Origin of the sequence: Terriglobus tenax, from assembly GCF_025685395.1 — a bacterium.
Taxonomy (GTDB): Bacteria; Acidobacteriota; Terriglobia; order Terriglobales; family Acidobacteriaceae; genus Terriglobus; species Terriglobus tenax.
This window is the reverse complement of sequence record NZ_JAGSYA010000003.1, coordinates 1,157,529-1,171,583: the sequence shown is the minus strand read 5'-3', so window position 1 is coordinate 1,171,583 and position 14,055 is coordinate 1,157,529. Positions and strand designations below refer to the sequence as shown.

Genomic DNA, 14,055 nt, shown 5'->3' with positions numbered 1-14,055 from the left:
GAGAATTCTGGTTGCTCATGTTATTGGCTGATCAGACCAGCCAGAGTGATAATGCCGTCGTAGATGTTGCCCATCTTTGCGTTTTCGTTGTCAGAGTGCTGGTTGTCGTCGTAGTTTGCTAGTGCAATCCCAATGACCGGGAAACCGAACTTATCGATGAATGGCCCCGCAGGAACACCTCCGCCAAGCGTGCGGAGATACACCATCTTGCCCGGCCATGCTTTGTCGAGCGCAGCCTTTGCGAAAGCTGCTTCCGGCTGTTCAGCGTCTGTACGCCACGCACCCGTCCCACCGCGTGCCTGCAGCGAACGAGATGTTACCTTCGCAATACGCGGATGTGCTGCGAGCGTCGCCACATCGGGATCCTTATCCACTATGAAGTAGCCCTGCTTCTTGATGTGATCGATCACCCGCTTCGCCATAACACTGGGATCGTTTTCTTTCACAAGACGCATCGCAATCTCGGCCGTTGATTTGGCCGCGATGACTGACCCCTCTTCGCCGCCCTCAATCTTGTGAATGCTGAAAGTAGGCATGTTCAGGCCAAACTGCAGGGACTTCGCAGCACCATCCAGTGAGCCGACGCCATAGTCTTTCTGCATCTGCGCACTGTTCTCAGGAACAGCGTCCATCATCTGTTCCGATGACTTCGAGAATGGCAGTACATCATCGTAGAAATGCTCGATCACCACCTTTCCAGTGGCGTCGACCATGGACGAGATCAACTGCGCCATTCGCACATTTGCATCGGGCAGCCAGTTGCCATAGTTACCACTGTGCATGCTGTTCTTTGCTGTGAACACGGTGACATTTACATTCGCTCCGCCACGCGCTCCGTAGTACATGGTGGGCCGCCCGGTCGAATGCTGCGGACCATCTAAAATGATCAGGAGCGTGGCGTCCTTCAGTTTGTCCGCATGGTTTGCAAATGCCGCGTTCATGCTCGGACCGCCACCCTCTTCCTCGCCGTGAAAGAAGACTTTTACGTTCTCCTTCAGGTTTGGCCCAAGGGCATCGATTGCACCCAGCACACACTCACCGGGAAGCTTGTCATCTCCGGACCCACGAGCATAGATCCGCCACGCACCAGGCACATCGGCCGCTGCCAAAGGATCGGTAATCGTCTTACCACCTTCTTCGATCGTTCCAGTACGAACCACCGGCACAAACGGATCAGGCTGAGCCCACCGCTTTGGCTCAATCGGCTGTCCATCAAAGTGGATATAGAAAAGAAGAGTATGCTTTGCTCCGGGCACAATCTTCTCGCCATACACCACGGGAGCTCCGCCCTCAGCGGGCCATAGCTCTCCATGCATGCCGCGCTTATCCAGCATGCTTTTGAGCAGTTCTGCATTCTTCGTCAGATTTTTGTTGTCGCCATGGAGATCAGGAATACTCGCATACGCAAGAAATTCCTGAAAGATTTCCTTATGGTGAGTGTCAACATACTTTTTTACCGTAGACATCTCCGGCGACTGAGCGCTTGCCAGTAAGAAGGAAAAGAGGAACAAGACCGCCATTGCAACCATGGCAGCCTTGTTCTGTGAGGAAGTAAACCGGTTGAACATCAATGGTCTCCTAAGAAGCGAAGGGTTCGTTGTTAGAAGGAGAAGCGTCCAGAGAACTGAAACATGCGGGCATAGTAGGCAAGTTCGTTGGAAGTTCCTGCCGGCTGACCGTATGTCGCGGACGTAATGACAGTGTTGTAGGCGCCATAGTTCGAGTGGTTCAGCAGGTTGAATGCTTCTACCTGCAACGTGACACGGTACCGGTCATGCCAGGTGAAGTCTTTCGCCACGTTGGCATCCACCCGATGGATAGGACGGCCAACAAACTGGTTCCTGTCCGTGATAATGAAGCCCGACTTCGCGTCATAGCGATTGAACTTCGAATCGTTGTAGACCTTGACCGTGGTGGTGCAAAGCGAGTTCGTTGCTCCAGTTCCGCAGAAGGTCCGGTTTGTGGTGTAAGCACCAAGCCCGGTCGGGCTTGATCCAGCCGTCGCTGAAAAGTTATTGCCCGATCCGAAACGGTATAGAAGTCCGCTATGGAAACCCCACTTCCAGTCATAGTTGCCGTTGGCTGAAAGCACATGCGTCTGGTTGTCCGTTGACTTTGACCACTCCGAACTGAGATCGAAGGGATTGTTCGGATAAGAGAACGGGCTGCCAGAATTGTCCTTCATACGCGAGAACGTATACGCAACGCCCGATACAAAGTGATGTGACGGCCTTTTCTGAACGCCTACCTGCAGGCCGTCATAGATGGCGCCAACATTGTTCGGCGTATAGAAGGTCAGAATCTGCGTGTACTTTGTGTTGGGTCTCGTGGTCTTGCTGGGATCGTAGTTGAAACCGTTGGCCGGGTTCTGTGCCAGGTTCGCGTCTCCACGTACCCAGTCGCTGTGCGTACGTGTATGAACAAAGTCTGCCGAAATGGTCCAGTCCGTAAACAGTACCTGCTGCACACCGATGGTTGCCTGTGCAGACCAAGGAGTCTTCACATCCGGCGCCATCACCTGCACCGACTGTACGTAAGCCGTAGGATTCGCGAGGAAGTCCGCGGCAGTTTTGCCATTGAACGGATTATTCAAATCAACGGTCGTTGTCGATGTCTTCGAGACTGAAGGTTGAACCGTGCGGACCCCGTTGTACAGTGCCGAGTTCGAGATCTGGTTGGCTCCGATGTCGGCATAGTACATGCCAACACCTCCGCGAATCACCGTCGTTCCGCGACCAAACAGATCGTATGCAAAGCCTACACGGGGCGAGATGTTGTTATTGTCGCCGCCGGTCGGCTGCTGAATTCCAGTGCTCGCAGGCATGCGGAGCTGAGGGTTGAACACACCAAGATCATTGTCGTAACGGAGACCAAGGTTGAGCGTAAAGCGTGGAAACAGCTTCCAGTCATCCTGCAGCCATAGGCCGATGGTATTGCGCTGGATCTTCAGGTTGAAGTCTCCAAAACCCTGCGTGTACGTGCCCACAAGCGAGTTGACCAGGGAGAGCTTCCATGTCGATGGATTTGTCGTGTCCGGAAAGACATCGGTCCACTTCAGCCCGATCGAGGTTGGGTCAGCATTCATGGAGGCATAGCCACGTACATTCTGCCCGTATTCACCAGAGTGCGACTCGTGCGAGTACTCCGCACCAAATTTCAGACTGTGGTTCTTATGAAGCCAGAACATGTCTTCGCGAAATGAAGGTGAGTTCTGATTACGCACCTGCGGAATGTTGTATCCCGCGCCAATAGTTGTGGTAGGAAACTTCAACTGCATCCCGCTCTGGAACGGAATATTGGAATAGCCGATGTGGTTGTAGCCCGCCTTAAGATCGCTGATCAGGTTTGGCGTAATGACACGGTTCCAAGCGCCCCACACGCTCCAGTACTGACGTGTAGTGGAATAGCCTGTGCTTGGGTCCGCTGTTCCTGATACGCCTGTGAAAGGCATGTCGTAGGTGTAGGCCGAACCGCGCACGAAGAAATGATTCTTATCATTCAGCTGATAATCCGAACGAAGAAGATACTCGTTCAGGCTCATGTTCGAAGGACGTGTAAACGTGTAGTTGAATCCCTGCGGATTGCTTACAATCGTTCCGGGCTGGCGCTCGCCTTCGAATGAGCCAAAGTAGAAGAGTTTGTCGTGCCGGATAGGCCCACCGAGTGTGCCTCCGTACTGCGTATCTTTGAATGGCAGGACGGTCCGCGTAATTGGGTCAGAGGCATTGAAGACATCATTACGCGCATACAGGAACGCCGTTCCACGAAACTCGTTCGCACCTGACTTAGTTTGAGCATTGACCTGGATGCCGGCTGAACGTCCCTGGGTCGCATCAAAGCGGTTGGTAATGATCTGAAACTGCGAGATCGCATCGCGGCTGAACTGCGCCTGCGCCGTAGATGAAGTAGCGGAAGCTGTATTGTTGGTCACCTGCTGGCCATCAACATTCATCTGCAGCTTTCCAGCATTGTTACCGCCAAGTGGCGTTCCATTCGAGAACGAATTCACACGTACACCCGGAACCAGCGAAGAGAGCTCCATCCAGTTACGGCCATTAATCGGAAGCTTCGTCATGGCCACGGGGTCGACATTGCCAGAGACCTGGGACGCAGTTGTATCAATCTGCACGGGCGCGTCAGTCACCGTAATCGCGGAAGATGTTGATGCCGGAGAGAGAGAAAATGCCAGATCGGATGATTGTCCGATGAGCAGTGTGAAGTGCTGACGGTTTGGCGCGAATCCGCTTGCTGTAATCGTCACCTCGTACTCTGCAGCCAACACCACAGGAAACTTGAAATGCCCGTCAGAATCCGTTGTCGTTTTATACGGCGTGCCACCAGTTACAGGCTCCGCCACAACTTCAGCACCCGTAATGGTTGCTCCACTCGCATCTGCCACAGTGCCCTGGATAGCCGTCTGCTGCGCATGCGCGGAAAATGCGCAACAAAGCACAAGGACCGCAAAGACCAGCCGATAGAAGCGACAGAAACTGACAAAATCAACCGAACCGGATGGAGAAATGCAACGAAGCCTCATCACCGAGTACCCCCAAAATCAAGAATTTTTGAATTGCACTACGCAGCGTCTGTACGGCTATCGCAACGGTTAGCGAAAACACCTCGGCATCCCAGATGGCGTTCCTTTAGAGGAGCCTCTGCTATCCTGATCGAACCAATCCTGGGAGCTTCACCACGCCGCGATTCCGTTCCCAGTGTCTTGCTGTCCCGTTGAATAACGTCACAATATCGTTCGACACTACGTAGCGAAAGTGCTATATGGCATAGGACTCATACCATGACTTCTGGCATACAGACTCCAGATGCACGCGGTGCTGTAATCACAGCAATGGGAGTTGGGACCATCAACACGTATCGAAGACTGCTTCGCTACGTTGGCATAGCAATCTGGGCTTTACTGCTTATCCCGTCGCGCATCCATCCCGCGGCGCGAGACGCGTTTACCCACTCAGATCCTAAGCAAATCTGGTGGACACTCTGGTGTGTCTACGCCATCTGCTTCTGGGCATCGCTTACTGAACGCGTCAAGAGCAGGTCCGTACAAATGACTCTTTGCGCGGTCTGCGTTGCTGTTGTCATGTACTTTGCCTGGCTGCAGCCAGGTTCTGCAATCGCTGTCGCACTGATCGTTATCAGCTGGCAGGTTGCGCTGGTTCTGCCTGCACGGCAGGCCACCATCTGGATCGTCGTTCAGAGCATCGCCCACCTGTGGCTGAACTCCAGCTTTTCTCCGAACGACTTCATGAACACGCTCTCCCACTTCACCATCTTTGCGCTGGACTCGTTCACAGCGGTCATCGTGATGATGGCAAAAAAAGAAGTTCATCTGCGTACAGAGCAGGCTCTGGTCAACGCACAGCTACAGGCGACGCGTGAATTGCTGGCAGAAAGCTCTCGTTCGAATGAACGCCTCAGAATTTCTCGCGAACTGCACGACGCGCTCGGCCATCGGCTTACGGCCCTGTATCTCCACCAGGAGATCGCAATCAACCGCTGCAAAGATGAAGACATCCGGAGCCTGATCAAGAAAACGCAGGATGTGTCGCAGGGACTTCTCGCCGATGTCAGAAGCGTCGTCCGCCAGTTAAGGGAAACCTCCGGGGTCAACCTTGCCGGCGCACTTGAAGCTCTTACCGCCGCACTCCCAGACCTGAAGATCCATCTGCACGCTCCCAGCAACCTCACCGTTGATGATCCGGAGCAGGCGAACGTCCTCATCCGCTGTGTGCAGGAGATCATCACAAACACCATCAAGCACTCCACTGCCAGCCAGGTCTGGATTGATCTTCGGCTCGACGGAGATAAAGTCCAGGTACATGCTCACGACGATGGCACCACGTTAGAGTCCGTTCCGGAGTTTGGACTTGGGCTACGCGGGATGCGCGAACGCTTCCGCGAGTTCGGTGGAGACGTGGAGGTATCCAGTGGAGAACATCCCGGTCTCTCCGTCCGGGCACTCATGCCCCTGAGGAGCAACTGATGATTCGAGTCGGGCTCATTGAAGATCAGACCATCGTAAGGGAAGGGCTCGAAAACCTTCTACTACTTACAGAAGATATCCGCGTCGTAGCACAAGCCGACAATGGGTTCGATGCCATCTCCGTCCTCAGGCAACATCAGCCCGATGTTGTCCTGCTGGATATGCGCATGCCGAAGATGGACGGTATTGATGTGCTTCGCCATCTCGAGGCGCAAGGACCTTCCATGCCCGTCATCGTCCTGACAACCTTTGACGATGACGAGATTGTTCTGGAAGCCTTTCATCTTGGTGCAAAGGGGTTTCTTCTAAAAGATGTAAGCCTGGTGCGTCTTGCCGACGCAATACGAAGTGTGGCTCGTGGTGAAAAATTCTTTGGAGCTGCTCTAACAGAGCGTCTGCTTCGAGCCTTGCAGTCTCGGAAGTCAACCGCATCACGCCCCAAACAAGATCGACTGACCGACCGCGAGATCGAGATCCTGCAACTGCTTATGGGGGGATTCAGCAACTCAGAGATCGCTTTCGCGCTTAGGGTAGCAGAAGGAACTGTCAAAAATCACGTCTCAAACATACTCGAAAAGCTCTGTGTTAGAGATCGGACCAGAGCGGTATTAAAAGCATTTGAGCTTGGGTATTTGAAGTCGTGACACTCTTCTTGCTACACGAGTCTCATAAGGATAGGAACCATCTGCTGTTGACTAGGAAAATGAAGAGACATTAATTTACTTCATGGGCAGCCGAACAGGTCGCGGCCGCACGAGCAACGTAAGCTCGCGGCCGCCCGAGTGAAGAGACACCCAAAGCGATCGTTGACCGGCTTCTCCAGATTCCACTTGCAGCCAAGGTACCGCTCGGTGGTCAGCGCGGGATACGTGACCAAGGAAGAACTGAATCTGTTCTAATTCGCCGCCATTTACATAGCAGAGTTCAGCGCACGTTCGTCGGAGATCGTATGGCGCGAGATTGTCCCAGTGAAGCCGTTCAGCGACTTTTCGCACCACGTACCAGATCACGTTCTCGGATATGCCCTGCCCCAGGGCGTCCCATGCCGGCTAACAGCTCGGAATACTCGGCCTGAGGTCACCTTCGCCAGACTTCTCCAATGATCGACAGCATCCTTCACCCAAGCAGGCATCGGCACGGTACGGACATGACTGCCTTTGCCGACGAGGTCCACAATCGCCCAATGCCCTTGTCTGATCTGTAAATCCTCAACTGTCAGCGCAGAGGGCTCCGCCCGGCGTAAGCCGCAGCCCACAAGCACAGACAACATTGCGAGATCGCATGCACTGCGCAGATCCCATGCGGGCTCCAAGCTGTTTTGCTCCTTTCACCCGATGAATACCTGCAGCTGAGCAAGCCGGAATCTACAGCCTCGTGGGCGAGCCGCCCTTACCGCGGCTAGGCATTTGGTTACGGTTCCAGCTGCCAGGCCCAGAGACTCGAGGTAGAGGCGAAATCGCAACGGTCGATCCCGTTAGCCAATGTCTGACGAGCGGCGAAATGCAGGTCGCGAACTTCCTTCAGAGACACCGTCCGGAATTCCCCGAAAGCCATCATCTTCTCTTTACAAGCGAACCGATAACGCCAACGCCACAGCTTTCCACCCGAAGGAGTGACTAAGAGACAGAGGCCGCGACTGTCCGCCAACTTGTATTGCTTGGCTAGTGGTTTAGCGTTCTCAATTTCTTTGAGAGTGAGTCCCATTTATGCCTCCCAAACGCGGGTATTTCGCGTACCCACAGGATTGCCTAAATATACCCACAATCGTACCCACAAAAAAGCGCGGCTGTCCCCGTCCGTTTTCGGACGTCAGCGCACTCAAGAGAGAAGTAAATCATTGTTTTTATTGGTTTTATTGGTTTTCAAGGATTCTAAGTAGTGCGAGAAGATGCGCGGAAGTGCGCGCTTGGTTGCCCCCCAGGGATTCGAACCCCGATTGATCGGTTCAGAGCCGACTGTCCTACCATTGAACGAGAGGGCAATCTTTAAGATTGGCCAGCGAGGACTGCGCTTACCGCCGCGCGATCAACTCACCTAAGTCAGTGTATTGCCTAGGACGTTTTTGGTCAACGCTATGACACCGGTCGCGGCAAGCTTAGCGCCTGATCCTGAGAAATATTGAAGAACAGCTGATACTCCCTGTACTTGCCATCCAGGGGCAGGTACAGGGAGTGTCGCCGCAGAACGCGGCTTGCTTTATGTGAGCAGAACTTCAGACGGTCAGCTTTGCGGCTTCGCCCAGAAGCTCGACCGCGCGCATCACGTCCTCATGCGGCAGGGTGCCGGAGGTGAGCTGGATATTCACGCGGTCGACTCCGCCGAGCACTTCATTGACGTACTTCAGCTTGGCAGCGACCGTCTGCGGGCTGCCGACAAAGAACGCTCCTGCTGGCGATGCATTGCCGTCAAACTGTGCGCGGGTCTGCGGAGCACCCCAGCCACGTTCGGCGCCGATCTTCGCGAACTGGCGCTGCCAGACTGGAAACATCGTGTCGCCTGCCTTCTGGTCGGTATCCGCCAGGAAGCCGAGAACATGCAGGCCAACCTTCATCTCCTGCTCCGGGTGGCCGGACTGCAGGTAAGCCTTACGGTAGAGGTCAATCAGCGGGCGGAAGCGGTGCGGCTCTCCGCCGATGACGGCAACCATCAACGGCAGGCCGAGCAGGCCGGCACGCGCAAATGACTGCGGCGTTCCGCCTACACCGAGCCAGATAGGCAGCTTCTTTTGTACCGGGCGCGGGTAGACTCCTTCACCGTGCAGGGACGGACGCAGTTCCCCCTCCCAGGTGACGTTGGTCTCCTCCCGCAGGTGGAGCAGCAGGTCAAGCTTCTCCGCAAAGAGCTTGTCGTAGAGCTTCAGGTCGTAACCAAAGAGCGGGTAGCTCTCTGTAAACGAGCCACGGCCAACGACGATCTCCGCACGGCCATTCGAGATCAGGTCCACCGTGGCGAACTGCTGAAAGACGCGGACGGGCTCGTCCGAGCTAAGCACCGTGACCGAACTCTGCAGGCGAATGTTCTTCGTGATGGCCGCAGCTGCAGCCAGGATCGTGGCCGGGGAGCTGGCAAGGTAGTCCGGGCGATGATGCTCGCCGATACCAAAGGCAGCAAGGCCAGCCTTGTCGGCGAGCGCGATCTCCTCCAGCAGGTCTGCCATACGCTGCTGCGGAGAGACGATGTTGCCGGACTCGTCCGGCGTGTAATCCACGAAGCTGTCGATTCCGATCTGCATAACAGTAGAATAGATGCTTCGATATCGAAATAGATTCAGTGGGCTACTCTTCCCGCAGAACCTCCAGCGGTTTCTGACCGAGAACGCGGTGGCTGGCGATCCAGCCGGTGAGCACAGCCATCGAGGCGGAACCAAGGATCATCAGCAAATCAGTACCCCATGGCAGATGGAACTCGATCTCCATCTGCCGCTGGAGGAAGCGGGCGACCAGGGTAGCGAAAAGCACTCCGGTGACGCCGGAGACCAGGCCAAGCACGGCGAACTCAATGGAGAAGACCGTTGCAATGCGGGAGCGTGTCGCGCCGAGCGTCTTGAGCACAACCACCTCGCGGATGCGGCGATAGCGCGTGCCGGCGATGGACGAGGCCAGGATGACCAGACCTGCAAAGATGGAGAATGCCGAAAGAAACTGGATGACCACAGTGATCTGCAGGACAACCTGCCGGATGGTTTCCAGCGCCTGCGCCACGTCAATAACCGTCACCGTCGGATAAGCCGCATACATGGCGCGCTCCAGTTGACCTACCTGTTTGGGGTCGACATGCGCTCCTCCATACCAGACGACAGGAAAGCCCTGCAACGGAGCCCTGGGCAGAATGAACTCGGCGCGTGAGAAAGCGTGTTGGCCGTCAGACTTGATGATGGCTCCCACAATGGCATTGATGGGCTTGTCCTGCGCGGAGAAAGTGATGTGGCTACCGATCTGAACACCGAGCCGCTCGCTCATGCGCTGGCCAATCGCGACCAGGGGGAGGGTCTCCCCGGGCTTCCACCAGTTCCCTTTCAGCATGATGGTGCCGGGCGGAAGTTCATCGCTCCAGGTGAGCTGGATGGATTGCAGCATGCGCTTGGGAAAGTTGGTGAGGCGCAGGTCTTTTGCCGGTACGCCGTTCACAGCAGTGATGCGCGAGCTGATAACCGGGATCAGCTCCGGTTCGGCGGTGATGCCGGGCTGGCTGGTGAGCACCTTGCGAACTCCGTCGACCTCGGAGTTGGCGATGTCGACCAGGAAGATATTCGGGATCCTGGGCGAAGAAACGACCTTGAGTTCACGCACCACTGCCTGCTGCATCAGCACGACCGTGGTGATCTGCATCACGCCGAGTCCAACAGCGGCAAGCAACGCGGCAGAAGGATTGCCGGGGCGGTAAAGATTGGCGAGTCCGTGGCGAACGGCCGAGGGCAGCGAGAGACCTGCCCCGCGGAGAAAACGGCGAAGGATCGCCAGCAGCGCAGCGGCAGCGACCAGCAGGGCGACAAGGACAGAGGCTAGACCGGCGGCGAAGGTCCATCCGGTCTGGGCCGAATCACTGAGTGTGGCAGCTATGCCCGCCAGTCCGAGCAGAATAAAGAGCGTTGCCGCGAACTGCACCCAGTTGGACTTCAGCCGTGTGAAGAAGGCTTTGTGCGCCGGCTCGTCGCTCTGCTCCACGGCGCGACGCAGGATCAGGATGGGACGGACTTTGCGGATGTCGAGCAGCGGCGGCAGCGTGAACAGCAGCGTCGTAAGCAGGCCGCTGACCAGGCCGACAGCGACGGCACGCCAGTCCAGCGTAAAGGGCGGCTGCACATTGATCAGCCGTTTGAGCAGAACGGGGAGGAAACGCTGCACCGCGGTGCCCATCGTCACACCGACAATGCCGCCCATCAACCCCAGGAGCACTGTCTGCAGCAGATAGATGCGCATGATCTGCGAGCTGCCCGCGCCCAGGGACTTCATGATGGCGATGGTATCCATGCGCTGTTGCAGATGCGCACGCATGGCCATGGCCACACCAATGGCGCCGAGGACAAGCGCAACCAGGCTCATCAGACTGAGGATGCCGGTGGCACGATCCAGACCCTGCGTCAGGGCCGGGTTGGTTTCACGGTAGTCAGAGACCTGGGCCTCAGGCAGCAGAGCCACCAGGCGCGCCTTCCAGGCGGCAACCTGCTGCTCGGTGCTTCCCTGCGGCAGTTCAAAGAGGAAGCGCTCGTTGGAGCGATTGCCTTCGACAATAAGACCAGCGTCTTCAAGACCCTTCTGTGTAATGAGCACGCGGGGGCCGGCGGCGAAGGAGCCGGAGAGGCGATCGGGCTCATTGGTGACGATCCCGGCAATAGTGAAGATGCTTTCTCCGATCTTCACACGGTCACCGGGCTTCAGATTCAAGCGGATCAGCAGATCTTCGGCGCAGACAATCGTGTTGTCGCGCAACACATTGCGGAGGCTGGCCTTTGAAGCAAGATCGACGGAGCCATAGAAGGGATACACGGCCGGGTCAATGGCTTTGAGCGAGACCAGAAGCGGATCAAGCGAATGCTCGGCCGAGGCCATGGCGACCATCTCGGTCACGGTGGTCAGGCGAAGGCCTTCTTTCTCCATCGCCACAAGGCCTTCTTCTTCCCTGGGTGTTGGCTGCGCGAACATGCGGGCGGACAAGTCGGCGGCCATGATGGAGCGGGCGCGGACGAGCAGCTCAGTGCGAAAAGCTCCGCTGAAACCGCGGACGCCGGTGAGAGCGGCGACACCCACGGCAACGGACAGAATGACGAAGGCGAATTTGCCTTTCGAAGAGCGCATCTCACGCCATGCGATGCGACGGGCGGATGTCCAGCTAAGGGAACCCATCGTTACTGCACCGCCTGAAGCTCGTCAGAAACGACAAGGCCGTCCTTGAGCACGATACGGCGGGAGGCGAGCGCTGCAATGGTGGGATCGTGTGTCACCATGACAAGCGTGGTGCCGGAGGTACGGTTCATCTCCAGCAGAAGATCGAGAACGTGCGAGCCATTGGCGGAGTCAAGATTTCCGGTGGGCTCGTCCGCCAGCACAACGGGGGGGCGCAGCATGAAGGCGCGCGCGATGGCGACGCGCTGCTGTTCCCCGCCGGAGAGCTGGACCGGGTAGTGATCCATACGGCGCTCCAGCCCAACGGAGAGAAGCAGGTCCCTGGCGCGTGCAAGACCGTCCGAACCATCGTTCAGCTCATACGGCAGCAGAACATTCTCCAGGGCCGTGAGCGTTGGAATGAGCTGGTAGGACTGGAAGACGAAGCCGATTTTCTTGCCACGGACCTGGGCCAGTTTGTCTTCGGGCAGGTAGCTGATGCTTTCGCCGGTGATCTTCACATCGCCCGAGGTCGGGGTGTCGAGTCCGGCCAGCAGGCCAAGCAGCGTGCTTTTGCCAGAACCGGAGGAACCCATGATAGCGACGAACTCGCCCTGGGTGACGGTGAAATCAATGCCTTTCAGAATTTCAACCGTGCGGCGGCCGTTGCGGATGGACCGCGTCAGGCCGGTGACTTCGATCATGGCTGGGCTCAACGTACTCTCCTTCAATTCGCTACACTGCTCAAGTGAAACTGTTTGGTGCTGCGCTTCCCCTCGTATTGTCGCTTGCGTTTACTGGCTGCAAGACCAGCAATGGCGCAAAACGCGCTGAAGACTACTCCAGCAGTACCCGGGCGGCCAGCGAACTAGCCCGTCAGCCGTCAAAAAACGGCCTTGCGGCAGAAACCGCTTCTATTAAGGACGAACGTCCTGTGATTTTATGCTTCGGCGATTCGATTACCGCCGGCTATAACCTCGACGCGGGCGAAAGCTATCCGGATTTCCTGCAGAAGGCGCTGGATGAGAAGGGATACAAGTACCGCGTCGTCAATCAGGGAATCTCCGGCAATACCACGAAAGACGCCCTCGACCGCGTAGAAGACGCCGTGGCTCTGCATCCGGCGGTCGTGCTGGTGGAACTGGGCGGCAACGACGGGTTACGGGGGATTCCGATTGCCAGCACGCGGGCCAATTTTGACGGCATCCTGGCAAAGCTGAAAACCTCGGGCGCGAAGGTCATTCTGCTCGGAATTACGCTGCCGCCACAGTACGGAAAGGTCTACATTGACCAGTTCAACCAGACCTATGCCCTGATGGCGAAAAAGTACGGCATGACGCTATTCCCGTTCCTTTATAAGGACATCTACGGGGTACAGGGAGCCATCCAGAAGGATGGCATTCATCCGACGGTGATGGGCAGCCAGATGATTGTGAAAAATGTCCTGCCGCTGGTGGAACCGGTTCTGCAGAAGTAGCCGGAACTACCAGCCCATCTGGCCCATGCGGCGCAGAATGATGGAGCTGTAGCTGTTCATCCGCTCCGGCCTCCGCTTGCGGGGCGCTGGAAGAATGGCGGCGAGACGTGCCGCCTGCTGCCGACCAACTCCGCGGGCCGAGGTCTTGTAGTCGGCGCGGCACACCGCCTCTGCACCGTATATTCCAGGGCCCCATTCCACAACATTCAGATAGAGCTCAAGGATGCGCCGCTTACCGAGGACGAGTTCCGCCACCGGCACCAGCGAAGCTTCCGCGCCTTTGCGCAGGATAGAACGGCTTGTGCCGAAGAACAGGTTCTTGACCAGTTGCTGCGTCAGGGTGGAGCCACCGCGCATGCGGCCGCCTTCCATGTCCTCGTGTGCAGCCAGCTGAATCTCGTGCCAGTCAAAGCCATGGTGCTGATAGAAGCGGCCGTCCTCCGCGGCGATGACAGCATGCTGCAGGTCGGGCGAGATCTGGCTGAGAGGAACAAACGTGTAGCGCTTGGCATAGGGCGCAGGCTGAAACCAGGACTGGATGCGGCGCTCCGTCTGCACCGCAGTCGTGGGCGGATCAATCCAGCGGGCAGCAACCAGGGTAAGCGCGGCAAGCAGCCACAGCGAGACCAGGCCAAGAACAAACCAACGCGCCATGGAGAGCAAACGCTCCTTGCGAAGCCAGGTCCTGGGCTCTATGCCGGATGAGGTGATCACTTTCTGAATCATAGCTGGAGGCACACGCGGAGTCTGGGTTGATT

The 14,055-nt window shown here is 56.8% G+C and carries 11 protein-coding genes and 1 tRNA gene; 3 read left to right on the top strand and 9 right to left on the bottom strand.

Annotated features, from left to right (window positions below; all coding sequences use genetic code 11):
- Positions 1 to 20: 20 nt before the first annotated feature.
- Together OHL13_RS04865 and OHL13_RS04860 are read right to left on the bottom strand one after the other, a co-directional pair.
- Positions 21 to 1,466: a M20/M25/M40 family metallo-hydrolase gene (locus OHL13_RS04865; RefSeq protein WP_263408980.1), complete on the bottom strand. Its 1,446-nt coding sequence runs from the start codon at positions 1,464 to 1,466 to the stop codon at positions 21 to 23.
- Between the two features lie 134 nt (positions 1,467 to 1,600).
- Positions 1,601 to 4,537 carry a TonB-dependent receptor gene (locus OHL13_RS04860; RefSeq protein WP_263408979.1) on the bottom strand — a complete coding sequence of 979 codons (2,937 nt, stop codon included), beginning with the start codon at positions 4,535 to 4,537 and terminating at the stop codon, positions 1,601 to 1,603.
- Positions 4,538 to 5,062: 525 nt separating this feature from the next.
- Here OHL13_RS04860 and OHL13_RS04855 point away from each other — a divergent pair.
- Positions 5,063 to 5,998, top strand: coding sequence for a sensor histidine kinase (locus tag OHL13_RS04855; protein WP_263408978.1), 936 nt, complete (start codon positions 5,063 to 5,065; stop codon positions 5,996 to 5,998).
- The gene (locus OHL13_RS04850; RefSeq protein WP_263408977.1) at positions 5,998 to 6,642 is read left to right on the top strand and encodes a response regulator; all 645 of its coding nucleotides are present in this window, start codon (positions 5,998 to 6,000) and stop codon (positions 6,640 to 6,642) included. Before OHL13_RS04855 ends, OHL13_RS04850 begins: the two co-directional genes overlap by 1 nt.
- Before the next feature lie 362 nt (positions 6,643 to 7,004).
- On the opposite strand, the gene OHL13_RS18700 is transcribed toward OHL13_RS04850, so the two are convergent.
- The 6 genes from OHL13_RS18700 to OHL13_RS04825 form a co-directional block, all read right to left on the bottom strand.
- Entirely contained in the window at positions 7,005 to 7,310 is a 306-nt protein-coding gene (locus OHL13_RS18700; RefSeq protein ID WP_399255225.1) for a tyrosine-type recombinase/integrase, read from the bottom strand.
- Between the two features lie 98 nt (positions 7,311 to 7,408).
- Positions 7,409 to 7,702: an Arm DNA-binding domain-containing protein gene (locus OHL13_RS04845; RefSeq protein ID WP_263408976.1), complete on the bottom strand. Its 294-nt coding sequence runs from the start codon at positions 7,700 to 7,702 to the stop codon at positions 7,409 to 7,411.
- Between the two features lie 203 nt (positions 7,703 to 7,905).
- Positions 7,906 to 7,979 (bottom strand) — tRNA-Gln (locus OHL13_RS04840).
- Positions 7,980 to 8,210: 231 nt separating this feature from the next.
- Positions 8,211 to 9,230 carry an Atu2307/SP_0267 family LLM class monooxygenase gene (locus OHL13_RS04835; RefSeq protein ID WP_263408975.1) on the bottom strand — a complete coding sequence of 340 codons (1,020 nt, stop codon included), beginning with the start codon at positions 9,228 to 9,230 and terminating at the stop codon, positions 8,211 to 8,213.
- Between the two features lie 43 nt (positions 9,231 to 9,273).
- Positions 9,274 to 11,793 carry an ABC transporter permease gene (locus OHL13_RS04830; protein ID WP_317889900.1) on the bottom strand — a complete coding sequence of 840 codons (2,520 nt, stop codon included), beginning with the start codon at positions 11,791 to 11,793 and terminating at the stop codon, positions 9,274 to 9,276.
- A 50-nt stretch (positions 11,794 to 11,843) separates the two neighbouring features.
- Complete coding sequence (locus OHL13_RS04825; protein WP_263409126.1) at positions 11,844 to 12,524, bottom strand: ABC transporter ATP-binding protein; 681 nt, start codon at positions 12,522 to 12,524, stop codon at positions 11,844 to 11,846.
- A gap of 44 nt (positions 12,525 to 12,568) precedes the next feature.
- On the opposite strand from OHL13_RS04825, the gene OHL13_RS04820 reads away from it, so the two are divergent.
- Entirely contained in the window at positions 12,569 to 13,297 is a 729-nt protein-coding gene (locus OHL13_RS04820) for an arylesterase (protein WP_263408973.1), read from the top strand.
- Between the two features lie 6 nt (positions 13,298 to 13,303).
- Here OHL13_RS04820 and mtgA read toward each other — a convergent pair whose 3' ends face one another.
- Positions 13,304 to 13,951: a monofunctional biosynthetic peptidoglycan transglycosylase gene (gene mtgA, locus OHL13_RS04815; RefSeq protein WP_263408972.1), complete on the bottom strand. Its 648-nt coding sequence runs from the start codon at positions 13,949 to 13,951 to the stop codon at positions 13,304 to 13,306.
- Positions 13,952 to 14,055 lie beyond the last annotated feature (104 nt).

Coding starts and splice junctions, on each gene's coding strand:
- OHL13_RS04865 (WP_263408980.1), bottom strand. CDS start 1,466: ATGTCTACGGTAAAAAAGTATGTTGACACTCACCATAAGGAAATCTTT.
- OHL13_RS04860 (WP_263408979.1), bottom strand. CDS start 4,537: ATGAGGCTTCGTTGCATTTCTCCATCCGGTTCGGTTGATTTTGTCAGT.
- OHL13_RS04855 (WP_263408978.1), top strand. CDS start 5,063: ATGACTCTTTGCGCGGTCTGCGTTGCTGTTGTCATGTACTTTGCCTGG.
- OHL13_RS04850 (WP_263408977.1), top strand. CDS start 5,998: ATGATTCGAGTCGGGCTCATTGAAGATCAGACCATCGTAAGGGAAGGG.
- OHL13_RS04845 (WP_263408976.1), bottom strand. CDS start 7,702: ATGGGACTCACTCTCAAAGAAATTGAGAACGCTAAACCACTAGCCAAG.
- OHL13_RS04835 (WP_263408975.1), bottom strand. CDS start 9,230: ATGCAGATCGGAATCGACAGCTTCGTGGATTACACGCCGGACGAGTCC.
- OHL13_RS04830 (WP_317889900.1), bottom strand. CDS start 11,793: ATGCGCTCTTCGAAAGGCAAATTCGCCTTCGTCATTCTGTCCGTTGCC.
- OHL13_RS04825 (WP_263409126.1), bottom strand. CDS start 12,524: ATGATCGAAGTCACCGGCCTGACGCGGTCCATCCGCAACGGCCGCCGC.
- mtgA (WP_263408972.1), bottom strand. CDS start 13,951: ATGGCGCGTTGGTTTGTTCTTGGCCTGGTCTCGCTGTGGCTGCTTGCC.